A 24563-nucleotide genomic window follows, 5' to 3' on the forward strand; every position below is an offset into this window, starting at 1 on the left:
CGGCCCCACGTTCTGGGGCTTAATCCCATTATGAAAAAATATAAGCCGAAAGCGAATGCAAAATCCTCATGTAAAGTATCGAAATTTTCATCTGTTGCTTGCCGGCTGCCGAACGGAAGTTTATTTCACGAACGGGAATAACAGCTTCTGGTTTTCGGAGGTCAGCATGTTTTCCACGTCGATCATGGTCGTTTCCGTGTCGATCCGTTCGGGAATCGGTATGCCTTGCGCCGCGGAAACGGCGTTTTTCACGGATAGGTAACCCATAATAAAAGGATTGTTGACGATTGTTGCTTGAATGGTCCCCTCCTGCAGCCATTCCAGGACGTCCGGCGTGCTCTCGAACGCTACGAGCTTCACGCGGCCGTCCATCCCTCGTTCATGGATCGCCTTGGCGGCACCTATGGAGGAAGGGGCGTTTAAGGCGACGATCCCTTGAACCGGACCGCGCTTGCCGAGCATTTCGCTTGTCAGCATGGCGGAACGGGCCGGATCCGAGTTCGTATAAACCGTATCCACAACAACGATATCCGGATATTGGGCGAGCAGATCGAATAGTCCTTGTGCCCGCTCTTCCGCGTTTTTGGCGCCTGTGCTGAAATTCAGTACGGTGACGCGCCCCTTCGTCCCGATCAAATGAATGAGCTTTTGCCCGGCCAGCTTGCCTGCGCTGTAATGATCCGCGCCGATATAACTCGTGACTTTGGCCGATCCCACCTGGGCGTCGACCGAAATAACGGGAATATGCCGGCTGCCTGCCCTGTCGATCGCCCCGCCTAGCGCCATATAATCGGCCGCCGCGATAATCAATGCATCCATGTCGCTTTCCAGCGATTGATCGACCAGGCGGACTTGCCCGTCCGCGTCCAGCTCGCTTTGCGTCGCCTTCACCGTCAAACGCGCGTGAAATTCGCCCGCGGCAACCTCCGCGCCCATCTTCATCGTTTTCCAATAATCGCTGTCAAGCGCTTTCAAAATCATCGTCACCTGAACCTGCTTCATACTTTGGCCGGGCTCGAGACCACCCCCGCAGGAAGCCACAAGGCATATGACGATAACGGATACGATCATCATCCGGATTTGTCTTGCCGCTCGATTCATTTCCGATCACCTTTACCTTCCATCATGGGCAGCGTTATGGTCACCGTCGTCCCTTCCTCCAATTCGCTTTGTATGTCCAGCCCGAAATCCCCGCCGAATTGCAGCCGAATGCGTTCATGCACATTCAGCATGCCGACTCCGGAGCCTTGTTTTGAACTGACCCGTCCTTCCTTGATGCCTTGGACGATATGCGGCGGCATGCCGACGCCGTTATCCTTCACCCGAAAGATCAGTTTGTCGTTGTCCTGATTCACCACGCCGATCGAGATAACACCTTCGTCAACCATAGGTTCTATGCCGTGCTGGATGGCGTTTTCGACAATCGGCTGTAGAATCAGCTTCAAGGTGAGGCAGGACAGAACGGGCTCCGGCGCATCGATTTCATAGCGGAATTTATTTTTGAAACGGATATTTTGAATGATCAAGTAGTTTCGGACATGCTCCAGCTCATCCTGGACCGTTACGATGGACTGTCCTTTACTGAGGCTGATTCGGAAATATTTGGACAATGACGTGATCGTGGTCGTGATCTCCTCGGTTTTGCCGATCCCTACCATGCGAACGACCGAATTGAGCGTATTATAAAGAAAATGAGGATTGATTTGGGCTTGAAGGACTTCCAGCTCGCTTCTTCGTTTGGCTTCCTGCTCCGTCTTCACCTGGTTCATCAATTCGCCGATCCGCGCGACCATCGAATTGAACCGCTTCGCAAGCTGCTGCAACTCCCCGTCTCCATTCACGGCTAGAGAAACGCTCAGATCCCCGTATTCTACCCGGGACATCGATTGCTTCAAGCGTTTGATCGGCGCCGAAATTTTGATCGACATTAAAATGCTGACCGAAATGATGACAGCGACGACAAGCCCGATGAGGCCGAATATCCAAGCGCTGACTTCGTTTTTCGTCGTCAAATATTCCTGCATATAGGACACGCCGACGATATTCCAGCCGACGGGATTTACGTTTTGAACCGTCAGCATCCGGTCCTTGCCGTTCCACTCATCATAGTAGGTTCCGAAGGAATAACGGAGCGCGAGGGCCAGATTCTCCCGCTTCAAGTCCAAATAGATGAGCTGCTGCTGAGGATGGTAAACGATATTGCCCGCGGAATCCGCGATAAAAACATACCCCTCTTGCCCCAAGCTGACCCTTTGGCAAAGGCTTTCAATCGTGTGGAAGTTGACGTCCATCACCAGGACGCCGCGCACAATCCGATTTTCTCTGCTGAACGTAATGCCTCTGCTGATCGAAACGACCCACCGGTATTGCCCCTTAAACAAATTCTGAATGTGCGGCGGGGAAAAATGCAGCTCGTCCGGGTTGGCTACGGCGTCGGCGAACCAGTTCTGCTTTTTCAGGTTCGTTAATTTTCGCATGTCGCCTTTCGGATTGGAGACGATGAGCTCGCCTTCGGCGGAAAAAAGCGCCAAAGAAACAATGTCCTCTCGTGACGAAATCAGGGTATCCAGCTGACCCTTCAGCACTTCTTCGGGAATGTCCGACGCTTTGCGGATGTTGTAATCGGCGAGCTCGAACGTTTGCCGCATGCCCCGCAAATAAGATTCGATGTTGTAATTCACCTGCTCGATCAGCTGTTGATTCGTAAGCACGGCATTCGTTTTGGCCGTTTCCGCGAATTTTTCGTACAAGATGATCCCAACGGCGAGCATCGCCAAAACGGTTAATGCAAATGAAACCGTAATGATAAACTGGATGCTCTTGATTCGCAGCAGATCCGCCCATTTACGCAGAAGTCGTTTCATTGCCTTGATTCCTATACTCTTTAGGCGACACGCCTACGGATTTCTTGAAGCAAAAGCTAAAATAATTCGGTTCGGGGTAACCGACCCGCTCCGCAATTTCGAACGTTCGGAGATCCGTCGTCCGCAGCAGCGTTTTCGCTTCTTCCATTCGTACATGCAGTAGATAGTTCACGAACGTCATGCGGACCTCCCGCTTAAAAACGGTGCTGAAATATCCTTGGCTGATATGCAGATGCTTGCATAACGATTGCAAGGAGATGCCGCTGTTGTTATAATGCCGCGCCACGTAGGCCTTCGCCTCTTCGACCAGCGAGCTGCAAGTATCCTGACGGCGCGATGCGATGCCCATCATAATTTTAGCGCACGCTTCGGTAATCCATTGTTTCGCTTCCTGGAGATGATTGAACTTGGGAATGCCGGCGAACGAATTCAGACTCGCGTTCATATGCAACAGATCGTCCAGATTCAAATTCATGTCTTTGGCTGTACCGAAAAGCGAAGTGATCAGCTCAAGCAAACAGACCTGACAATCGATCAGCGAAATGTCCGCTTCCGCCAGCTCGGCGAACAGGCCGTCAAGCATTTCGTTCATCTCTTGGGCCGAACCGACCTTCAAGCAGCGGACGAACGCGCGAAGCTTCATGTCGTCGAAGCTTACCCTCGCCGACCGGGGTTGCTCCAAATCGCCGATGCATATGACGCGGCCCGATCCCAATAACAAACGGTAGTCCAAGGCGTGTTCCGCCCCCTCGCAGGAAATCTTCATGTCCTCCGCTCGCCGGTGAGCGGTCCCAACGCCAACCGTCACAGAAAGCCTTGTGAATCTCTCGACACAATCGCGGATCTCCTCTGCAACCGATAACGTCCGCCGCAGCGCCTCCTCTAATCCCTCTTCCGGGCAAACCGCCAAATATACGACATGGTCCCGACGAAGAAACACGTGCCCCCGATCGTATTTGCGGACAATTTCATTCGCAATGTTCAGTACGGCGAACAGCTTCAATTCTTCGTTTTCCTGAAAAGAATGCTCGGACTGCCCCTCCGTTCGGTCCATGCCGATCAGCGATACGATGAAAGACTGGCCTTGAAAATCAAGCTCATAAAGCGCGCACTTCGACGCGATCTCCTTGACCGCCTCCTTGCCGTCAACGAGGGAAACGAGAAATTGCTCTCGAAGCACGGGCAAGCTTTTCCGGTAATGCTCCCTCAGCGCCTCGACATCTTCCTTCTGCCGGGCCTCCTCCGCCATTCGTTCCTTCACTTTAACAATAACTTCAACCAATTCCTGCGTGGAGAAAGGCTTCAAAATGTACTCGTCGATGTGCAGCTTGACGGCCTTCTGGGCGTATTCGAATTCGTCATAGCCGGTAAGAATGATGATTTTCGTTGCCGGGTACCGTTCCTTAATCCACTCGGCAAGCTCCAGGCCGTTCATAAAGGGCATATTGATATCGGTAATGACGATATCCGGCAGCAATCGGTCTACCGCCTCGGCAGCCTCAAGTCCGTTTTCCGCCGTATCGACCACGGCCAGCCCCAAGCTCTCCCAATCGATTTCCTGGCGCACGCCTACCCGTACGTCCGCTTCATCGTCAACCAGCAATACTTTATACATCCGGTTTCCCCCGCTCGAATGAGTTTGCGAACCTTCTGCAATCGTCCCTGGTGTCCTTTCCATCATCCTTATTTTACCTTATCATACAACATAGCGCTGAAAACTTATGCTCGTGAAAAAAACATCGCCCTCAGTCTGCCGGAAAGCAAACCAAGAGCGATGAACTTGTTCAATTATTGACCGATATCGTCCAAATATTGAAGTCACTGTTTCTTGTATTCGTCCTGGATTTTTTCCAGGCCCGCTTGAAGGAGCTGCTTCGCGGCTCCGAATATACCGTTTCCGAAATCGCCGAAAAAACCGAGTTCACGAACAGCTCGTATTTTTACTGGATATTCAAGAAAAACAACGGCATCACGCCGAACGATTACCGCAAAATAACTAGTATATAATCCCGGTCTTCGTGATTTCAACCTGAACAACAGCGGAAAACTGCACTTTTTGATAGTTGGCGCCCCAGTTTTCCTTCTGTTTCTTCCAAGCCTCAGGATGGAACGCCATGAGTTGTCTGCCGATTCCGAAACCGTCGCATCGGGCTTTTTGCATTTTTTTAAGCGTATTTTTTGCCAGCATGTTCATCTCTTTAGAAAGAGACTGGTTCAACTGCGCAACTACTTTTTTCTCTTCCAAGCGATCCTTCGGGTATTCAACGATGCTCACTTTCCATTTTAAATCGAGCTTGACCTCTATCTGATCGCCTGATTGAACGAGTACTTTCATTTTCCGCTTGGATTTATCTACATCAAAGGTCAAATAGTCATAACCTTTGGGCTGGCCTTTCCGGGCGGCATTTATTTTTCTGGTGAATCTCGCCACTTTCTCCTTGCTGCCTTTCAATAATAAATACATCGTTGATTCATCAGGACTCAGTACGCCTGTGAATTGATGGTTATGAAACATGGCAATACGGGAGACGTTCACCCGCCCCTCTTGTTGCTCAAGGTAAGGGAGAACAAAATCTTCCCCGGGATCCACCATAATCGGGTAAATCGTTTCAAGCGTTACCTTGGGGACCGTAGTCGTTTCTTCTTTGCTCTTGATTAATTCGTCAATTTCTTCTGCAATCAGGACATTCCCGACTTTTTTTAGGGAAAGCATATCGACCGCCGTACCTTTCGCCACGCCGATCCTGGCATTTAAGGCACTCTTCGGATCACGGTAAAAAACATCCAGGATCGGATAAATATCTTTTTTTGCCAGTTTTTCTCCAATAAGAATAATTTTATTTTTATAGGCGCGAAGATGCCGCGAGATCCGATCGTCCGCTTTATCGCGGGTTTCCCTCGGCGTATTGCCGACTGTAGATACAATATCGTTCCTCGGATCCGTTTGCTCGCCTGACGGCATGTCCTGGATGACAAAGGTAGATCGAAGCTTGCCGTTCGGCGCAACATCATACCCTCCCGCATAAAGCAAACGAGCATTCCTTAACAGATCTTGATCCCAACATCCGGTCAGGAATTGGAGGATGAGCATAACCGCACATAATAAACAGGTCCTTTTCATCATATCCTCTTTCTTCTAACAAAGTACGTGATACAGAGCAGGATCAAAGGAAGTCCAACCACGAATGCATAATGGCCAATCTCAATGATTCGATCGAAGAGGTCGGAAATCGACGGGGCTTGTGCAATCATACCCAAAATAAAGAGGATCAGTACCACATAGGGGACGGCCTTTTTATGTTCGTCCCGGTGAAAGAAACGGCCGAGTCCAACCGTTGCCATGTAGAACCAAGACACCAATGCATTGGTAACGATGAAGACCCATAACGACAAAAAGATCAAGTCGATTCTTTGAATAATCTGAAAAGAAAAACCTTTCAGCATGTTGAGGAGAGGTTCGGAAACCGCGGGCATGACCGCCGGACTGAAAATGATTAAACTGGAAAATACCTCAAATGCGTAAAAAAGCGTAATCACCATATTCCCTAAAGATGCCGCTTTTAATTTCCCCCCGCTTTTCCCTTCTACAAAAGGATAAATCACCAATAGTACTTCATACCCGACTAAAGGAAACAATGCCTTATTCGCGGTTTTGAAGATTTCCCCCCATCCCGCTTCCGTAATCGGAAAAATATAACTGAAGTTCGCATTGACATAACCGCTCAAGGATAACACGATCATCACAATGATCGTTAACGAAGAGATGACGAACAATCTGGCAATCACTCGCAGGTTTTCTTTAACCAGATACGTACAGGTGAGAAGGGTGAGAAGCAATAACGCCCATCTAGGCGTTTCTATCAGCACCCACTTCCCCACGACATCGGCAAATTTCGCTACAATCGTTCCTGCAGTAAACAAAAAATAACAAATATAACCGAAGCCAAGCAGGTTCCCGAGAAAATTCCCGGTTATCTTCGGCAAGAATCCGTATATCGTATCGGAAGGGTATCGTTTGCAAAGAGCCCATAGGATCAAAATAACGGCTTGCACGGCCACTCCGGCAATTAAGACGGAAATCCACCCTCCCCCCTTGGCGCTTGCTTGCATTTTATGAGGAAGCGCTAAAATTCCAACCCCTACTTGGGACTGTATAACAAAAAACATGAGTTGGCCTTGCGTAATTCTACTCTTCTCCGGGACCTTTTCCGGGATCATCCTGTTCCCACCCTCTTGAACTTTTATCTTGAACCATTCTTTTCGGATGCGGATCGTGGGGGCGTTGATTCAAACTCCAAATCGGAAAACGCAATAATGCATCCTTCAAATCTTTCATTCGAAGAGGCATGACAGGCGCAAAATAGGGTGTGCCAAAACACTCTAATTTGCATAAGTGAATTAATATGAAGAGCATGCCGAACGTAATCCCGATCAAACCGAACATGGATGCTAGGATCATGAGCGGGAAGCCCAGAATTCGGGTTGCCGTACTTATTTCGTTAGACGGTGCGACAAAAGAAGAAATTGCCGTTAAGGCGACGACGATAACCATCGGATATGAAATCAATCCGGCTCTCACGACCGATTCGCCGATGACCAAACCGCCGACAATGCCGATCGTTTGACCTACCCGGTTTGGCAAACGAACCCCTGCTTCACGCAGCACTTCCAAGGTAAGCTGCATAAGAAGGGCCTCTACAATAGGCGGAAACGGAACCCTGTCTATACTGCTCTTTACCGAAAAAATTAAGTTTTCCGGAAGAATTTCAGGGTGGAAACCGATGACCGCAATATATAAAGCAGGAATGAGCGACGCGATAATAAAGCTTACCAAGCGAATCAACCGAACGAACGATCCGACAATCCACCTCCCGTGATAATCGTCCGGGCTTTGGTAAAAGGCGAAAAAAGTTACCGGCAATATGAGCGCAGACGGGTTTCCGTCCGATAAAATAACGACACGTCCTTCCATGAGATGCGCTGCCGCCCGATCGGGTCTTTCGGTAAGCAAGATTTGGGGGAATATAGAGTATGGGTTATCTTCAATCAATTCGGCAATAAATCCGGGTGAGATCGTGGTGTCTATCGCAATGGAACCGATTCTGCGATCCACTTCCTGAATCAGATCCGGATTCGCCAGATCCTGCATATAGAGAAGAGCCAGCTTTGTATGGGTCGCCTTTCCGATCTGGTAATAACGAACGGCCATATTCGGATTCTCGATGCGCTTCCGAACCAAATAAAGATTTGTCATGAGGTGCTCGATAAACCCGTCATGGGCGCCGCGAACAACCCCTTCGTTCACCGGCTCCGTGATACTCCGTTTATAAACCGCGGCAACATCGGCAATAATAACTTCTGCTCTGCCTTCGAATAACAATAAGCAATTCCCTTGAATTAATGCATAGATCGCATCGCCCAAATCCGTATTTTTCGTTATCATCACGGAAGTAATGACTTCCTCCACATTTCCTACTCTTCTTCCTTCCATAGGCTGGATGATCTCTTGTTGAATTCGCTGTTGATCCGATAGCGACTCTAGAAAAACAATAAGACCCTCCGATTGATTGAACTTCATGCTTCGCCATTTCAGATCACTTGCATGAAGCAGTTGGTTTTCAATATATTCTTTATTTTTTTGTAATGAATGATAAACATTTATTCTTATGGGCGGTTTTTTTTCCGTCCGGTAGTTCGAAAACAATTTTTTTAGAATATCCATCATATTAATCCACCTAAATTAAATCCAATTTTAATTAATTTAACCATTTCTTTGCGCGCTATTCCTACGAGGACCTTGCAAACGTCGGTTCGTATTCTCGATGAGATGCAAAATAAGAAAAACTTCTATTCGAAGCCTACTCCACGATGAATGACCCTGCGTAAGATGAAGCTTTTCTTGCCAAATAGAATTTAGAACACTGCGTTATCTGCGGAAAACTTATAAATTCTATTATGGTAACAAAAAAAAGATCTGCCGTTTCATCGGCAAATCTTTATTATTCTTATCATATTCAAGCATCATTGGCCAAAAGTCCGACTGTCGAAAATTGCAACCCCGCCTCATGCAGATGGCTTATGCTTCCCAGACCAATACAGCGGGGGACCGCCCAATCCCGACTCCTCTCCTCGAACAAAATCGTGGTAACGGAGCTTGGCGGGAGCCAAAATCCGCTCCAGACGAGCGGTAAAGGGATCTCGAGCAAATGGGCCAGCCAGGTGACCCCAAATCCGTGATGGCAAAATACCGCGATGGTTTCGCGGTTAGGCGACACGATGCGGTACCTGCCATCTTCTCTTACATATCCATGCCGCTTTAAAAATACGTCGGAATCCACTATGAGCTTATCGTAATCCTGCACGTAATCGCGATATGGGGCGGATTCCCTCCATGTTCCATGGCCGGGGTAAGGCTGATTGGCCCTCACGGTTTCGCCGGGAATATTCCAGGCCGCGATTTTGCTGCCTTCGAACATAACGGGATTCAAGCTCAATTCACGTGTCCACGGTTCCATAATCGGTTCGATGCCGAGCAATTCGGCGGTATACTGCATCGTATGGACCGCGCGATTTACAGGGGAGCTGTAAATACGGTCGATCCCTTCCTTCTTCAGCCTTTGGGCTAGTGCCTTCGCTTCCATATGCCCCGCCGCCGTAATGGTATCGTTGGGATAATCAGGATCGGCGTGACGGATGATTAAGATTCTCATTCAATGTTCCCCCATTTCTTCGTAGGTAACATTTCCACTCCGTTGATTGCCACTTCAAGCAGGTCAAGGTCAGCGGAGCTGCCCCCGTCCGGGAAGAACAGTCTTACAAATTTGGATCGCGCCTGAACCTCGTACATATCGCAAAAACCGAAGTAAGCATCACCCGACGGAGGAGTAACGGTACTGATCGTATGCCAATCCGCTCCGTCTTCGCTTGTCTGAATTTCTATCGTATTTGGGGTGTTGCAATAATTCTGATTGAGCGAATTAAAATGGATTTCTACGTTATGGATATCTGCGAGATTGTTTAATTCAAACGCAATCCATGATGGGCGATCGCCGGATACGGACCATTTTGAACTGTCAAAGAAAGTGCCTTCGATTAATTTGCCGTCGATGACTTTATCCGGCGAATAGCTGCCTTGGTTTTCGCTCGCTGTTACTTTGGCGCCTTTTGCCAAATTCCTATAGGGATAAAGATCAATAAACACTCGATTGCTCGTGAATGTTTGTCCATCCAATTCAACCTCGGCCCAAACCGCCGCTCGAGTAAGCTCTGTTACAAGTTCAGGAATAGCCTTGCCGCCTGCAAAAGTAAAGATGCCGCTCTCCGTTATCGCAACGGGTTGCGTCATAGTTCCGCCTTTCAGATCGACAATCCCTGATTTCATGGTGATACTTGCCGCTACTAATCCGATTGCGCCGCCTTTTAACGAACGTCCCTCAAGCGAATAATGCAATGCGTCATAACTGGAAAATTGCCCGTAAACCTCCCGATCCTCAATTCGCAGAGAAACGCCGATCATCGTATCTTTCACATAAACTTTGCTGCCCTTTACCGAAACATGTAAAACATCCGACTTCTCCACGCCTTCATAAGCGCCCTTAACAGAAATTGCCGCCGTTCCATCGTGAGCCGCTTGAACCAGTCCATTCCGATCCACCGTTGCGACGTTTGGATTGTCGCTGTTGAATGTGACCGCCCCTTGCTCAAAACGGACCTTCAAGGCAGGGTAAGTCATATATCCTTCGACATTGACTCGCAGATTGTCCGGCGTTATTTGGCTTCCGCTCGCAATCAAATGGGTGAGCTTATATTTTCGTTCAGAACTGTCCGTGACGATCTTCACGATCGTATCCACCTGATCTCGTTCTACGCCGGTCAGGTCAATCGTTACGCTATCGCCGGCTTGCGTGAAATTTAACGGCTTGTCTTCGTTCAACCACAAGACGCTGACCACATGATGCGTCACAGGGTTGATCGTTAGCGAATTCTCACTATACCCTTTTTTGCCGTCCGGACCCACAATCAGATGCAAATAAATATTGTTGTCTCTGGACGTCGCGTAACCCCAATCAGGTCCTTTGCCGCTTTCGAATTCCGGAATATTTCCTTTCCCGTCGTCCGTATATCCGAATCCGCTCAAGTAATAAGGCATCGTCCCTGTGGTTGATTCGTGCCTTTCCGGCTTGCCATCCGGCGCGAACCATGCTGCAAGCCCTTCGCGAACATCGATAAATTGCTGTACCGATTTCGGATACCTTGTCGCAATATCCTCCGGGCTGTTCCAGTTCGGGCCGCGGTCCATCAGGGGCATCTGATCGTTGTTATCCACGAAGCCTCTGCCGGCGTTCATGACCATTTCCTTCGCCACCAGCCTGTAATCATCGCGCCTTGCATAATAAGGCGAGTAGTTATCCATGGTAATGATCGATTTCCATGGCTCCGCGATCGTTCGCTTGGTCAGATTCGAGCCACCGCCGCCCGCAAAAATTTCGCTTGCTTCCGTCGTCCGGAGATCAGGGTCTCCATATTCATCCGTCCAGGCATTGGAATTAATAAGAATTGCGTCGCTGTAATTGCGGACCATGCTGAACATTACGTCATAATTGGCATCCGGCATTGCTTGGGGACCGTCAAAATAAAGATACGCCGGATCATAACGTAAAATCAGATCCTCTACATTCTGCACAAACACGTCGGTAGAAAAATGCTGCAATCCGCCGCCCTCGGTTGCGTAATACAGACCGAATTTCATGCCGTACCGTTTGACCGCTTGCTCAAAAGGCCTTATGCCGTCTTGAACCTTGCCGTTTTCGTCCTTCGGCAAATATACATTTCGGATATGCATCGGATCCGCGAATTTGGACGGCCAATAATAATTTTGCTGCAATGATTCCACTGACACCAGAGAGTGACCCTGCGCCTTAGCGCGCTGCGCCCATAAATCCGCCGAATAATTGGGATCTACGAACCAGTTGTAAATTGTAATGCAATGGCTGAGCGCTGAGACTCGTCCTTCTTCAAACCATTTGTTAGGACGCTCCTTGACCTCAATCGTAAAGGCTTTTGCTGCCGTATTTCCAATAGAATCTGTAACTTTAATCGTAAAAGAATAACTGCCCGGCGCGGCGCCGACGAACCCATCAATCGTTCCGTCGGAATTCAAGCTTAAACCTTTCGGCAGCGCTCCGTTATCCATGCTCCAGGTGTAGCCGGGCTTGCCGCCGCAAGCTAGAAAACGAAAAGGAGAGGCCGATACGCCATGCGTTGTCGTATAGTTTGATTGATTCCAAACATAAGGCCATTCCGTATAACCGATCGGAAGCGCATTTGCCGGCAGTCCTCTGCCCGGTTTCCCATCCGCAACTGTGTCGGCGGCGCTTAATTCACGCGTATCAATGGACAATTCATCGTTATCGCCCGTAACGGAATAGGTTATATTATCTAAGTTATTGCCGCTGCTATCGGTGACGCGGCCGTAAAATCCGAAATAATGAACATCCGCATCCTGTGCAACGGGAACTCCGTTCTCGTTCAAGTCCTCGGTGTAGGTATGCTCCATCTGCAGAAGGATTTTATTCCAGCCCTCTTTCAACTGAACGCTTGCGATTGTCATGTCCTTCTTCACTTCGGAAGGCACTGACGGTTCGGTGATCGCAACATCGTTGACGAACAAACGGTGTTTGCCGCTCGAACCGAACCGAACCTGGACAATTTGGGCAAAGAAGCTATATATGTAGGTGTGAGCGTATACAAATTTGTTGCGGGTATCGACACCTTTTTTTACGGTATAATAGCCGTACAAATCCTGATAATCATCGTAGTTTCTGTTCCAGAGGCGGTCGTCAAAATACTCCCAGACCTTGCCTTCTGCAAAGAGTTTGCCGGCTTTCGGCGTAATATCGACCTTATCGCACATTTCGTCCGCAACCGCCTTATCAAAAGGACCGGACACCAGCCAGCTGTTCATGAACGGCGCATTCCCCGACGCCGGTTGTGCGTGTGATTGCTTCATGATAAATGACTCCCTTCACTGATTTAAATCCAAGCGGATGAACACGAGGCCCCTTAACACAAATCCAATTCAAGGAGGGCATGAACGCGTGTACATTTACTCGTTTCAAGAAGCATTTCTACTTGATTTAGCTTCGCATATAACATACTTGAATGCTATTGGTTCGTCAATAAAAAAACCATATTTACCGCACCCGCTGCACGTTCATCGAAATAAGGAAGGATGGCACGGATGCCATCCTTCGAAAATGTTCGGTTATCGGCAGGCCAATCTTACGCCCCCTGCTTACTTGCAGTTAGCTTTTCTCCACTCGTCGATCTGCTTCTGCTTCTGCTTCTCGGCAATAATGTCGTCGGCTCCGGCATATCGACTAAATCCAGATACGACTGGGAGTAGAGCGCACCGATTCTTTTAGCCTTCCGGTCAAGAACGTAATCTGGAATGCGAGATTACTTTTTGCTTCTCCAAGCATCATATTGGGCTTGTTTTTCTTTGATGATGTCATCTACGCCAGCAGTTTTCAAACGATCGAGGAATTTAGGTACGGCTGTAGTCGGGTCAATCGATCCAGAGCTGATCGCCGGAATCATCTCAGTCGTAACGGAAGAGACATTGGCAATTTGCGTTTTTACAGGAGTCGGGTCAAATACAAATCCTGACAATGGCGAAACTTCTGCTGTTTTATCGTTTTCATAAACGATTGACATCGCTTTTTTGCCCATTTCACCAGCTTCATTTTTGCTATATTCAGCACGGTTGAACGTTGGGCTGTACGATTGACCGATTTGCCAGTCATTCCAATTGAAATTGTATTTTCCTTCAATTGGAGTGAAGTTGCCATCTTTGTCGAATGTGTAGTCAACGTCTTTTTCGCCTAATGTGATCAGTTTGTATAGATCATCGTCCGTGTTAAGAAGCTCAATTAACTGTACAGCCTTTTCAATATGTTTGGAACCTGAATTGACAGCAACCGCTGCATTGGAGCCAGCTCCTGCAGAAATTAGTGTACGAGTAGTCGATACGGATACAGCAGGGGCATCTTGGGCCTTTGTCATGGACATGCCCATCACTTGACCAGGAAGATCGATGCTATCAGGCCAGCCATAACCATACGCAAAGATGATTTTGCCAGCTTTACGATCTGGACCCACATCTTTTACCGTTGCACCATCTTTGCGAACATAGCCTTTATTGTACCAGTCGCGCATAATTTCTGCGTATTGAACGAACTCAGGAGTTTCAAACTGGTTGATCACTTTGTCTGGATCATTAAGATTGATCCAACCAGGAGTTGTCAAATCGCCTACAGGTTCCATATCCCAGTAAAGCGGCTCATTGGCAAAGAAGCTGTGATTAGAGCTAGTTTCCCATCCGATCATATCAGGATGCTTAGCTTTTGCTTCACCAAGGAATGGTCCAACCATTTTGAGAGCTTCTATTGGTGGTTTGCCTTTAACAGCTTTCCAGTCAAATCCCACTTCATTAGCAATATCTTCGCGGAACATAAAGCCATTGCGCTTCGCAACGCCCCATTGCTGATAATTGACAGATGCGTAAATACGACCGTTTACTTTCACACCATCCCATAAACCTTGAGGGACTCGGGAATAAGTTTGTGGCGCAAGTTTAGGAAGAAGGTCAGTTAAGTCTGCATAAGCTCCCTTGGCAGCGTTTTCGAAGAAATTAATTCCACCCCAGAATGCAGTGAAAGCAAGATCCCAGTCGTCGCCAGAATTGATCATCAGATTCATTTTATCTGCATAAGTACTGCCGTCTACATAAATCAAATTCAATTTGGCATTGATTTTTTCACCAATAATTTCGTTAGCTTTCTTCATGATGCGGTCAGACTCGTTGACAGGGCTGTTCATCATATAGAAGTTAAGGGTAACGAGTTCTTCTTTTTTAGCATCAGATTTATCATCCGTTTTATCTTCTTTTTTATCATCCGTTTTAGCATCAGATGGGGGAGCCGTCGTATTGCCTTCAGTGCTTGTCTTTCCGCAGCCGGATAGTATTAGGGTAAAAAGCATCATGATGCTGATCAGGATCATAGAAAATCTTTTCATTGTTATCCCTCCAAGGTTTTAGAATGAACTACTCTTTTACAGCGCCTATTGTCAACCCTTTTTCGAAATACTTTTGCAGGAAAGGATATAGCAATATAATCGGGCCGATGGCAAGTACACAGGTAGCCATGCGTGCTCCTTCACTAGGAAGCATGCCGATCGCGGCTTCCATAGATTTAGAAGCTTGTGCGTTAGCTTGTAAATAGCCAATATTATTCATTAGAGATTGCAGTAAATATTGCAGGGTGTGCAGCTTCGGCGTTTCGATGTACAATGAGGCGGTCATCCAGTCATTCCAGTAGGTAATCGCTGTGAATAGACCTATGGTCGCAAGTGACGGTTTGGAAAGCGGAAGTACAATACTGAAAAACGTACGGATTTCACCTGAACCGTCCATGCGTGCAGACTCAATCAAGGAATTCGGAATCGTTCGGAAAAAGTTTTTCATGATCAGCACATTAATGGCTGATACAAGGTAGACGACAATGAGTACCCAGATCGTATTCTTAAGATGCAGGTATTTCGTGATTAAAATGTACTGTGGGACAAGTCCGCCATTGAACAGCACTGGAAAATACACAAATAAAGTGAGTGCTTTGCGAAATGTGACTTCGGGACGCGTCAACGAATACGACAGCATGGAGGTAACCAACAGATGCAGCAGCGTACCGACAGCTGTTACAAAGATGGTAACTCCGTATGCATTGGCAATCGAGCCTGCTCCGCTAAAAACATATTGATACGCTGCAGTATCGAACACTTTGGGCCAAAAATGATATCCGTCAATCATAAGCGACTTTTCACCTGTAAACGATATCGATACAACCAGCAGCAGCGGAACGATGCAGGCTAGAGCGGATACGATGAAAATGAGATGAATCACAATTTTTGAAACATGAAAATTCCTTATTGCCATGGAACTCCCTTCCTTTCTCTGCGCTGACCGATTAGAACAAGGCGTTGTCGGGGTCTCTTTTTTTAATAATATAGTTAGAAATCAGGACAAGTACGAAGCCAACTACTGCCTGATATAGACCAATTGCAGCCGACATGCCGTAGTCGTTCAGCTTTTTCAGCGAGCGGAATACAAGGGTGTCGATAACATCCGTTGTACTATATAGTGCTCCTGAATCATTAGGAAGGGTATAGAATGCATTCCAGTCGCCTAATCCGCCATTGAACAACTTGCCTACCCATAGCAGAGTAAGGACGATAACAATCGGTTTCAGCAGCGGCAATGTAATATATTTGATTTGCTGCCACTTCGAAGCACCATCCAATTGGGCAGCTTCATAATAATCCGTATTAATCCCTGCGATCGCCGCTACATACAATACGGAATAGTAGCCGATGTTTTTCCACAGAAAGGCAAAGGGAAGGATAAAGCGCCAATATGAAGGCTCACTGTACCAAGAAATAGCTTCTCCACCATTTGATGTGATTATGTTGTTGACAATGCCTCGGTCTACACTGAGCATGCCGAACACAATATACTGGATAACAATCCATGATAGGAAGACTGGCAGTAATATAGAGCCTTTATAAGTGGCTGAGATAAATTTATTCTTTACTTCGCTTAATAGAATGGCCAATACGAGTGCACAGAGAGTAACGGTAACCATTTCTATTATATTGTAGAAAAGTGTGTTGAACGTAACGGTTCTCGCTGTTTCGGATTTAAAGAAAAATTCGAAGTTTTTGAACAGCGGATCCATCCATGCGCTTCCCCATATTCCATCGCGAGCTTTGTAATCCTTGAAAGCGACAATGACACCACCCATTGGGATATAACACATGACTGCAATAAATAGTAGGCCGGGTGCCATCATAAGATAGAACGGCAATTGAAGGCGTGCGCTGCGCAATGTTCTGTTAGGAATTGATTTTGCAATTAATTTCATTGAGTTCCCCCCCTTCCCTTGCATTAAATGTATGTCTTCCTTTATTGTAGGTAGAGGGGATTTCTTCCTCAACAATCAAAGGTATCATTCTCTTCGTTTTTCTACACAAGGCTTCTCTAAAAACTAATGAAATCTTCAAAAAGTCATGAAGGAGGACACCATGAAGTTACCGGGGGTTATAAAAAAAAGCAGTAAGAGCTTTCTGCGCAAGTCGTTTTTCTCCTTTCTGATTATTACGATCCTCATCACGGTGTTGCTTACTGTTCTCCTGACCGTTACTTATTTACGTACGAGTATTTCAATGATTAACCGCTTCAATCACGAGCTGATCGAGCATTACAATTATAGTATTACCTCTCTGGATGAGACTGCAAAAAAATTAGGAAATGCGCTGTACAGCGATAAAGATATCATCCAATTTATTAATATGAAGAAAAACGATGAGCTCGTGGCGATTATGGCAAGCAAGGTCGTTGATAAGCACTTTCTGACACTAAAAGATATCGAGAGCGTTTATCTTTACAATGCGGGGGCGGATTTGTTCTATTCATCAAGGAGCGGCGAACGCCAATCAGCATCCAGGTTTTCAGATCAGGCGATTGTAGCGCTGCTAACCGATAAAAATTTTGTAGCTGAATATCGTGGTCGACCTATTGTGACATCTGTAGATGAAGCAACGCAATCGGCAAATACATGCTCCTATATATTATTCGAACCGGGGGAGACTTCAACCGGCTTGAAAAATGCTATTGTCGTTAATGTCCGTACGAAGGCGCTTACAGAATCTATTCAAGCCATCAAAGGCAATGACCCAGAAACGGAATCGTCTTTTCTCGTCGTTGATTCGAACGGCTCAATTCTAAGTAAGACGCTCACGCCGGAGCTTGAACATCATATGAGTGAAGCGCGCGCATTAAGCCGGCAAGCACAGGAGCTCGATAGCAGCAATAATCAGATACGAGAAGTTGGCGGAATCAGCTATCTAGTGTCAAGCAGTAAAAGTAATGCAAACAACTGGTACATCATGGGACTTACTCCTGTAAAAGAAACATTTAAAGATGTAATTAAGGCATCCATTGTGTCTGGGGGTATCGTCGTTGGTGTATTCGCAATTTGTGCATTAATTTGCCTGTATTTGGCCCGCAGGCTGAACGATCCGGTTCAAGCGCTTACGAAAATGTTGAACGGCGAAGCTCGTGAAAAAAACGACGCCGTCGTATCGAGAACGGAAGAATTTCAATTTATTTTGTCTGTATTCGAATCGATGAAAGTGCATAATCAACAACTTGATAAAATTATCCATGAAGCAGATTATGCCGCCAAACACGATTTTCTCAATGCATTATTAAGCGAGAGTATCACCCACTCCATGGACAAAGTGCTGGATAAGCTGCATGACATTAATCTGGATTATATCGCCTCCAGTCCGTTGTGCATGTGCCTCTTTAAAATTGATAATTACAGTCAATTTGTATCCGTGAACAACCAGAAAGAGCGATGGGCACTACGCTATGCGATTGTGAATATTGCAACTGAACTGGCAGAGGACTATGGTATATGCGAAATATTCAGCAGTGACTCCGACAAATTCGTAGTGCTTATGGATTGTTCCGCAATAACCCAATATAAAGTGCTGCAAGAGAAAGTAGAGCGTTATTTGCGCGAGGTGCAAAGCAATACGCTGAAGTATATCCGTATTTCTCTATCCATGACATACAGCACGATGTTTCAGGGGCTCGAGCATTTGCCCAGCATGTATAACAATATGAAGGGCTCGATTCTGCTGAAAGTGCGCTATGGACATGGCTGTATGATTACTCCTTACATGATGGATGAAATCAATACGGATAATTTTCACGTTCCCGTCAAGAAAGAGGAACAGCTGGTTGAGAAAGTGCTCGAGGGCAATTATGAATCCGCCGCTGCAATCTATCAATCGATCAGCCCAATGCTATATCAACACACGTACGACGAAATTTTGTATTGCATTGTTCATTTGATTTACAGCGTCTACTCCAGTGTGATAAGTAAGGTGCCTGCTGTAAAGGATAGCCAGGATTTAACGCTGCAGGAGTTTTTACGCGGGATTCAAAATGCAGAGGTGGGCGCAGATATGGATCGCGTGATGGATGCGTTTCTACAGAAGCTATGTTATAAGCTAGCAGCCCTCAGAAATACATCCAATAGCAATGACTATCTGATCCAACGCATTATCGAAATTATCGAGCAGGAATATTCCAACCATGAATTATGCCTTAGCTCTATTGCCGAAAAAATACGGCTATCACCGAACTATGTCGGCCATGTATTCAAAACAGTATATGGGAAGTCCATAGCGCAATATATTTTTGACTTTCGAATGCAAAAGCTGGACGATTATATGCGCAACACGAGACTACCTTTACCATCCATTATCGCCAAGGTGGGACTGGAGAGGAACAATTACTTTTACACTCGATTTAAAAAGCATTTTGGCATGTCTCTCAGTGAGTACAGACTGCAGTTAGGGCAGGACATTGATAGTGATCATGATATTACAGTTCAATATTAGCTTCGTTCTGAAGAGCCTGATTCCAGTGGATATTGGGCTCTTTTTTGCGTCATAAGCCTTGAGTTGTCGCCCCCGCTAAGGTATCACCAAAAAATGAAGATAGCTCTAATTTCTATATACATCACTCCTATTCACCGAAATAAAATGAATTGCTATGGTATAATAACAACCACAATTCCTATATAAACGGAAATCGAGGCGGTGGACAACATGTTGAATGCATTGATCGTTGACGACGAAAGGCTTGTGCGCAAAGGGCTCATTTCCACGATGCCATGGGATCAATACGACATCCGCATTGTCGGAGAGGCGGGCAACGGCCGTGCTGCGCTCGATTTCATGGAGCAGCAGCAAGTCGACCTGCTGTTCGTCGATTTGACCATGCCCTCGATGAGCGGTTTTGAACTCATGAAGACCGTGCGCGTTAAGTATCCGATGACCAAGTTTGTTGTCCTCACTTGCCACCAGGATTTTGAATATATCCAAGAGGCGATGCGTGCGGGAGCGATCGATTATGTCGTCAAAACGCAGCTGGACAAGGAAAGCATGGACGATATTCTGCTTCGCATTGTCCAAAGAATCGAATTTGAGCGATCGAGTCAAGCGGCTGGAACGATCGTTTCCAATCCCGTTGCAAATATAAGACCCATGTTGTTTATTGCCGGACGCGAGCCGGCGGCGCCTTGCGGCATTCATGAAATTTTGCAAAATGCAGGTTTTCATGAAGCGGCAGCCATAGGTGAAAATATATGGTCGCTCCCTTCAACCGTACACGAATCCGCGATCCGGCAGTTCATCGAGCGGACGAGTGATTTCGTCCTTCTGAAGGCGGAAGGCCGTAAGCAACTTTCGGTATCGGACATCCGGCAATATCTGTTTTACGAACTCGAACAGCATCGGAACGTATACGATCTGCAGCAGCCGCTAACGGCACCGGAGGATAAGCTAGCCTCGAATGACCGTAAGACGCTGAACGAATTGTGGTTCTCATTCCATTGGCTTTATGACGAGAAACTCTGGACCGAACTGCTCTTATGGATTGAACGGACGAAACCCGGCATCGGGTACTTGTCGGATGTGCTGCGTCATTCGTTGCCGATCTGGCGCGAGTTGTTCCCTGGCGGCGAATTGGACTTGTACGATGGGACGCTGCTTTCTTTCGGAAGTTGGAGAGAATATAAACTTAAAGTTGGCGAAATGCGAAACCAGATTCGGTACTTCATGAAGCAGCTCGATTATTTCGGTGAAATTGTCATCGCCATTATGAAAGCGCTTCATATGATGAGGCAACTGGACGATTTGAATATGAATCGCGATGCGATCGCGGCCAAAATCAATATGAGCAGCGGTTATTTCAGCGAATGCTTTAAAGTGATTACCGGAAAAACGTTTGGCGAATATATGAAAATTTTGCAGATCGACAAGGCAAAAGCTTTGCTCGAAACGACAACGTATCCGATTTACCGCATTGCGGAGCTGTCAGGCTATAAGGATGATAAATATTTCAGCAAAATATTTCGCGAGCGGGTTGGCTCAGGCCCAGCAGAATACCGGAAAGCGCACGAGAGGAGCGGACGCACCCCATGATCTTCGATTGGTCTTCCTTAAAAACGCGGCTGGTCGCCACCCTCTTGATGAGCACGTTGATTCCGCTCCTTCTGCTGGGAGCGATTTCTTATTTGGCCTTGCAAAATGTATTTCAACAAAAAATCGAAAACGGCATTCAGAACACGCTGGAGCAAACGCGCATGAACCTCGAAAATACGCTTAGCAACATGGAGTACGCATCCCTGCAGCTTTCGCAGGAAGGAAGCGTCGGACAATCGTTGTCCAAGCTGCTCTCGTCCCAAAGAGTATTCGAACAAATGCAGCTTACGACAGAGATCCAGCGAAACATGAACTTGGTCAACTTCACGAATCCATACTTGGGTGTCATGCTCTATTATTTCTCCGATCAGAAGGAGATCCGGTTTCAGAACAGGGATATTCGCAAAGATTTTGCGATCGAACCCCTCCCTCTGTTATCCCGAGTAAAGGGTGCGTCGTTTTTCGGCCCCCACCTGACTGCCTACAACTACAGTCACAACACCGTTTTTTCCATGGCCAGACCGATCAATGTGCCCGGGATGAAACCGCAGTCGGTATACGTTTATCTCGAAACGAATCTGCTCCTGTTTGAAAATATTATCCATAAGAAACAATACGGCATGGCCGCCTCGCACATTCTATTGAACCAAGACGGAAAAATCGCCTACAGCGACGATCCGAAACGGTTCCCGCACCTTTCCGATTTTTCATCGGTCCATGCCGCCGGCGACTATTTGTTCAAAGAAAGCAGCGAGCAAGGCTGGAGTATCGTCGTTGCGATTAAGAAAAGCGATTTTGAACAAGAGTTTCGCGCCTGGCTATTGAAATACGGGGGCCTCAGCTTGGCAAGCGTCGCGATGAGCATCGCGCTTGCATTGTTGGTATGGCGAACGGTGTACCGGCCGATCCGCAACATTCTGAAGGAAATTCGCCTGATGTCCGGCAGCAAATTTAATTCCAAGCTCAACCCGACTCATATTCGCGAATTTGACACCGTATTGCATGAGTTCGATCGGATGCGTTCGAGCATCACGGAGCTGTTCGCCGAAATCGAGCAAAAGGAGCGGATGAAAGCACACCTGGAAGTGGAAAAGCTGCTTCATCAGATTAATCCGCATTTTATTCACAATACGTTGAATACGATTCAATGGATTGCCCGCATGAACGGGCAGGACGAAATTGATCGGCTCGTCTCGATTTTTACCCGAGTTCTTCATTACAATCTCGGCAAAGAAGGCGCGATCGTCACACTGCATGAGGAGCTCGGAGCACTGAAGGATTATGTCGCTTTGCAGCGCATTCGATACGACTACCAATTCGAAGTACGTTACGATATCGACGAAGCGCTGCTGGATCAAACCCTGCCGCGTTTCATCCTGCAGCCAATTGTTGAAAACGCGTTATATCACGGGCTTGGCGATGAATCCGGGGTCATCGAAGTCATCATCGCTGCAGAAGACGGCTATATGAACATTCAGGTGAAAGACAACGGAGCCGGCATGTCGGAAGAGGAAATTTCGCGGCTGCTCTATCATGAAAACGGGACCCGTAAAGCCGGACTTGGCATCGGACTGAATTATGTGCTGAGAATGATCAACGTCCATTACGGCGAACAGGGCCGATTCCGGATTGAAAGCCAGATCGGGCAAGGCACGGCGATGACGCTCCGGCTTCCGACAGCCCAGCGAACAGACGAGACATTCGGAATTCGGTCGGTGCAGGTATGAATGCCGTCACCAGTTGAACTTCTCCGGGTGGTGCCTTCGGATCGTTTTCACCCTGTCAATGACCGGATTCTCTCCCTGCCGGAACATGCCGCACGATACAATCGAGATGCAAAGTGATTTTACATTATTGGCCAAAGAGGGGGAAACAGAATGAAACTGAAATTGATTGCAGCATGCCTCGTGGTGCTCATGCTTCTCGCAACGGCATGCGGCAAAAGCGACACCGGACAAAGCTCGGGTCAAGACCAAGACAAGACAGCGGAAACGAACGACACGGATAAGGCGCCTGAAGGCGGTAAAGATGATCCTTTCGGCAAGTATGGCGAGCAGATCACGCTCAGCTTGGGGAAATCGGTCAGTACGAAAAACACCAATCTGCCGAACGGAGACACCGTCGACAACAACGAATACTACAGGTTTATCGAGAAAAAGCTGAACGTCAAAGTCACGCATGAATGGCAAACCGAAACCCAAGACGCCTACCAGCAAAAATTGTCCGTATCGATCGCAAGCCAAGACCTGCCTGATGCGTTCATCGTCAACGAAAAGCAGTTGAAGCAGCTTGTCGAGGCTGACCTGATCGCCGATTTGACAGACGTGTACGACAAGTATGCAAGCCCGCAAATCAAAAATTATTATGATTCATACGGCGACCGTGTGTTGAAAAGAGCGACATTCGACGGGAAACTGATGGCATTCCCAAGCACGGAAATTGGCGGACAGCACAGTATCACCTGGATTCGTCAGGACTGGCTCGACAAATTGGGGCTGCAGCCGCCAAAAACACTCGATGAGCTGATCGCGGTGGCCAAAGCATTTACCGAAAACGATCCGGACGGAAACAACAAAAAAGACACGTATGGTTTCACCGGAATTCCGACATTGGCAGGCTGGAACACAGTCAACGGATTCGATCCGATTTTCGGCGCGCTGCACGCCTATAAAGGCCAATGGTTGAAAGACCAGGCAGGCAATGCGGTATACAGCTCCACCCTGCCGGAAATGAAAACGGCATTATCCAAGCTTCATGAATTGTACGCGGCCGGGATCATTGATAAAGAATTTCCGGTTCGCAAAGATTCGGCTGAATTGATCGCAGGCAACAAGGTCGGCATTGTGTTCGGCCCATGGTGGATTCCGTATTGGCCGCTGCCGGATTCGGTCAAGAACGACCCGAAGGCCGAATGGAAACCGTACACCGCTCCGCTTGATGCGGACGGAAAATTCAATACGTATGATCAAAATCCGACGGGTTCGTTCCTGGTTGTCAACAAAGATTACGCGCATCCGGAAGCGGTCGCCAAAGTTCTCAATGTGGAATATGAAGGCATTCGCAAGCTGGATCCGGAATCCAAAGATATTTACAAAGACTTGAATGTAGGCTGGTCCATCTGGCCTTTCGCTTTGCAAATCGATACGGAAGACGCTGCCTATAGATCCCATCTGGAATTAAAAAAAGCATGGGATGCAAAAGATGCATCGAATGAACGCGATGAAATCAAAATGTGGTACGATAACGTGAAGAAAAATGCCGAAAATCCGAAAAAAGACCTTGCCGCTTGGTCGGACGCGATGGCGCGAATGGACGGTTCGGCTGAAATCGACCCGAGCAAGCTTACGGTCATCCGCAATGTTTTCTTCGGGCAGACCAAAACCATGGAACTGAAGTGGGCCATCCTCGAGAAAATGGAAAACGAAACGTTTCTGAAGATCATTCTCGGCGAAGAACCCGTAGATAAATTCGATTCGTTTGTTCAGGAATGGAAGAAGCTTGGAGGCGACGAAATCACGAAAGAAGTGGATGAGGCATCCAAGAAATAACCGGCAGTTGCTTTATCGAGATCAAGGGGGCGCC

The 24563-nt window shown here is 47.3% G+C and carries 16 protein-coding genes; 5 read left to right on the plus strand and 11 right to left on the minus strand.

The annotated features are described in order from the left end of the window. Positions 1–120 precede the first annotated feature (120 nt). From AC0LWM_RS02575 to AC0LWM_RS02585, 3 genes are read right to left on the minus strand one after another with little or no spacing between them, the layout of a single operon-like run. A complete protein-coding gene (locus AC0LWM_RS02575; RefSeq protein WP_474673328.1) occupies positions 121–1101 on the minus strand; it encodes a substrate-binding domain-containing protein in 981 nt (326 codons plus the stop codon). Continuing rightward, positions 1098–2864 (minus strand): cache domain-containing sensor histidine kinase, encoded by a 1767-nt coding sequence (locus tag AC0LWM_RS02580; protein WP_474673329.1) that lies wholly within the window; start codon positions 2862–2864, stop codon positions 1098–1100. Before AC0LWM_RS02580 ends, AC0LWM_RS02575 begins: the two co-directional genes overlap by 4 nt. Beyond that, positions 2845–4479 (minus strand): response regulator, encoded by a 1635-nt coding sequence (locus AC0LWM_RS02585; RefSeq protein ID WP_474673330.1) that lies wholly within the window; start codon positions 4477–4479, stop codon positions 2845–2847. Before AC0LWM_RS02585 ends, AC0LWM_RS02580 begins: the two co-directional genes overlap by 20 nt. A gap of 176 nt (positions 4480–4655) precedes the next feature. Between AC0LWM_RS02585 and AC0LWM_RS02590 the strand changes: the two genes are divergently transcribed. Then, positions 4656–4871 carry a helix-turn-helix domain-containing protein gene (locus AC0LWM_RS02590; RefSeq protein WP_474673331.1) on the plus strand — a complete coding sequence of 72 codons (216 nt, stop codon included), beginning with the start codon at positions 4656–4658 and terminating at the stop codon, positions 4869–4871. Here AC0LWM_RS02590 and AC0LWM_RS02595 read toward each other — a convergent pair. From AC0LWM_RS02595 to AC0LWM_RS02630, 8 genes are all read right to left on the minus strand, one after another. Continuing rightward, a complete protein-coding gene (locus tag AC0LWM_RS02595; RefSeq protein WP_474673332.1) occupies positions 4861–5988 on the minus strand; it encodes a Ger(x)C family spore germination protein in 1128 nt (375 codons plus the stop codon). The two genes, AC0LWM_RS02590 and AC0LWM_RS02595, sit on opposite strands and share 11 nt — an antisense overlap. After that, positions 5985–7082 carry a GerAB/ArcD/ProY family transporter gene (locus AC0LWM_RS02600; RefSeq protein WP_474673333.1) on the minus strand — a complete coding sequence of 366 codons (1098 nt, stop codon included), beginning with the start codon at positions 7080–7082 and terminating at the stop codon, positions 5985–5987. The genes AC0LWM_RS02595 and AC0LWM_RS02600 overlap by 4 nt, the downstream gene beginning before the upstream one ends. Beyond that, on the minus strand, positions 7051–8589 hold the full coding sequence (locus tag AC0LWM_RS02605) for a spore germination protein (RefSeq protein ID WP_474673334.1): 1539 nt from the start codon (positions 8587–8589) through the stop codon (positions 7051–7053). The genes AC0LWM_RS02600 and AC0LWM_RS02605 overlap by 32 nt, the downstream gene beginning before the upstream one ends. Positions 8590–8878: 289 nt before the next feature. Next, the gene (locus AC0LWM_RS02610; RefSeq protein ID WP_474673335.1) at positions 8879–9574 is read right to left on the minus strand and encodes a histidine phosphatase family protein; all 696 of its coding nucleotides are present in this window, start codon (positions 9572–9574) and stop codon (positions 8879–8881) included. Continuing rightward, on the minus strand, positions 9571–12873 hold the full coding sequence (locus tag AC0LWM_RS02615; protein ID WP_474673336.1) for a putative Ig domain-containing protein: 3303 nt from the start codon (positions 12871–12873) through the stop codon (positions 9571–9573). The genes AC0LWM_RS02610 and AC0LWM_RS02615 overlap by 4 nt, the downstream gene beginning before the upstream one ends. Positions 12874–13322: 449 nt before the next feature. After that, positions 13323–14942, minus strand: a complete 1620-nt coding sequence (locus AC0LWM_RS02620) for an ABC transporter substrate-binding protein (RefSeq protein WP_474673337.1) — start codon at positions 14940–14942, stop codon at positions 13323–13325. Between the two features lie 28 nt (positions 14943–14970). Next, positions 14971–15858 (minus strand): carbohydrate ABC transporter permease, encoded by an 888-nt coding sequence (locus tag AC0LWM_RS02625; RefSeq protein ID WP_474673338.1) that lies wholly within the window; start codon positions 15856–15858, stop codon positions 14971–14973. 31 nt (positions 15859–15889) lie between these two features. Next, positions 15890–16843 carry an ABC transporter permease gene (locus AC0LWM_RS02630; RefSeq protein ID WP_474673339.1) on the minus strand — a complete coding sequence of 318 codons (954 nt, stop codon included), beginning with the start codon at positions 16841–16843 and terminating at the stop codon, positions 15890–15892. A gap of 160 nt (positions 16844–17003) precedes the next feature. On the opposite strand from AC0LWM_RS02630, the gene AC0LWM_RS02635 reads away from it, so the two are divergent. The 4 genes from AC0LWM_RS02635 to AC0LWM_RS02650 all read left to right on the plus strand — a co-directional run bounded on the left by AC0LWM_RS02635 (position 17004) and on the right by AC0LWM_RS02650 (position 24529). Then, positions 17004–19394 (plus strand): AraC family transcriptional regulator, encoded by a 2391-nt coding sequence (locus tag AC0LWM_RS02635; protein WP_474673340.1) that lies wholly within the window; start codon positions 17004–17006, stop codon positions 19392–19394. A gap of 210 nt (positions 19395–19604) precedes the next feature. Then, the gene (locus tag AC0LWM_RS02640; RefSeq protein WP_474673341.1) at positions 19605–20981 is read left to right on the plus strand and encodes a response regulator transcription factor; all 1377 of its coding nucleotides are present in this window, start codon (positions 19605–19607) and stop codon (positions 20979–20981) included. Next, complete coding sequence (locus AC0LWM_RS02645) at positions 20978–22708, plus strand: cache domain-containing sensor histidine kinase (protein WP_474673342.1); 1731 nt, start codon at positions 20978–20980, stop codon at positions 22706–22708. The genes AC0LWM_RS02640 and AC0LWM_RS02645 overlap by 4 nt, the downstream gene beginning before the upstream one ends. Positions 22709–22858: 150 nt before the next feature. Next, the gene (locus tag AC0LWM_RS02650; RefSeq protein ID WP_474673343.1) at positions 22859–24529 is read left to right on the plus strand and encodes an extracellular solute-binding protein; all 1671 of its coding nucleotides are present in this window, start codon (positions 22859–22861) and stop codon (positions 24527–24529) included. Positions 24530–24563: the final 34 nt, after the last annotated feature.

The sequence above is a fragment of the Paenibacillus sp. sgz302148 genome (assembly GCF_056120465.1).

Excerpts from the sequence above, each read along its gene's own strand:
- AC0LWM_RS02575 (WP_474673328.1), bottom strand. The coding sequence starts at position 1,101 with ATGAATCGAGCGGCAAGACAAATCCGGATGATGATCGTATCCGTTATC.
- AC0LWM_RS02580 (WP_474673329.1), bottom strand. The coding sequence starts at position 2,864 with ATGAAACGACTTCTGCGTAAATGGGCGGATCTGCTGCGAATCAAGAGC.
- AC0LWM_RS02585 (WP_474673330.1), bottom strand. The coding sequence starts at position 4,479 with ATGTATAAAGTATTGCTGGTTGACGATGAAGCGGACGTACGGGTAGGC.
- AC0LWM_RS02595 (WP_474673332.1), bottom strand. The coding sequence starts at position 5,988 with ATGATGAAAAGGACCTGTTTATTATGTGCGGTTATGCTCATCCTCCAA.
- AC0LWM_RS02600 (WP_474673333.1), bottom strand. The coding sequence starts at position 7,082 with ATGATCCCGGAAAAGGTCCCGGAGAAGAGTAGAATTACGCAAGGCCAA.
- AC0LWM_RS02605 (WP_474673334.1), bottom strand. The coding sequence starts at position 8,589 with ATGATGGATATTCTAAAAAAATTGTTTTCGAACTACCGGACGGAAAAA.
- AC0LWM_RS02610 (WP_474673335.1), bottom strand. The coding sequence starts at position 9,574 with ATGAGAATCTTAATCATCCGTCACGCCGATCCTGATTATCCCAACGAT.
- AC0LWM_RS02615 (WP_474673336.1), bottom strand. The coding sequence starts at position 12,873 with ATGAAGCAATCACACGCACAACCGGCGTCGGGGAATGCGCCGTTCATG.
- AC0LWM_RS02620 (WP_474673337.1), bottom strand. The coding sequence starts at position 14,942 with ATGAAAAGATTTTCTATGATCCTGATCAGCATCATGATGCTTTTTACC.
- AC0LWM_RS02625 (WP_474673338.1), bottom strand. The coding sequence starts at position 15,858 with ATGGCAATAAGGAATTTTCATGTTTCAAAAATTGTGATTCATCTCATT.
- AC0LWM_RS02630 (WP_474673339.1), bottom strand. The coding sequence starts at position 16,843 with ATGAAATTAATTGCAAAATCAATTCCTAACAGAACATTGCGCAGCGCA.
- AC0LWM_RS02635 (WP_474673340.1), top strand. The coding sequence starts at position 17,004 with ATGAAGTTACCGGGGGTTATAAAAAAAAGCAGTAAGAGCTTTCTGCGC.
- AC0LWM_RS02640 (WP_474673341.1), top strand. The coding sequence starts at position 19,605 with ATGTTGAATGCATTGATCGTTGACGACGAAAGGCTTGTGCGCAAAGGG.
- AC0LWM_RS02645 (WP_474673342.1), top strand. The coding sequence starts at position 20,978 with ATGATCTTCGATTGGTCTTCCTTAAAAACGCGGCTGGTCGCCACCCTC.
- AC0LWM_RS02650 (WP_474673343.1), top strand. The coding sequence starts at position 22,859 with ATGAAACTGAAATTGATTGCAGCATGCCTCGTGGTGCTCATGCTTCTC.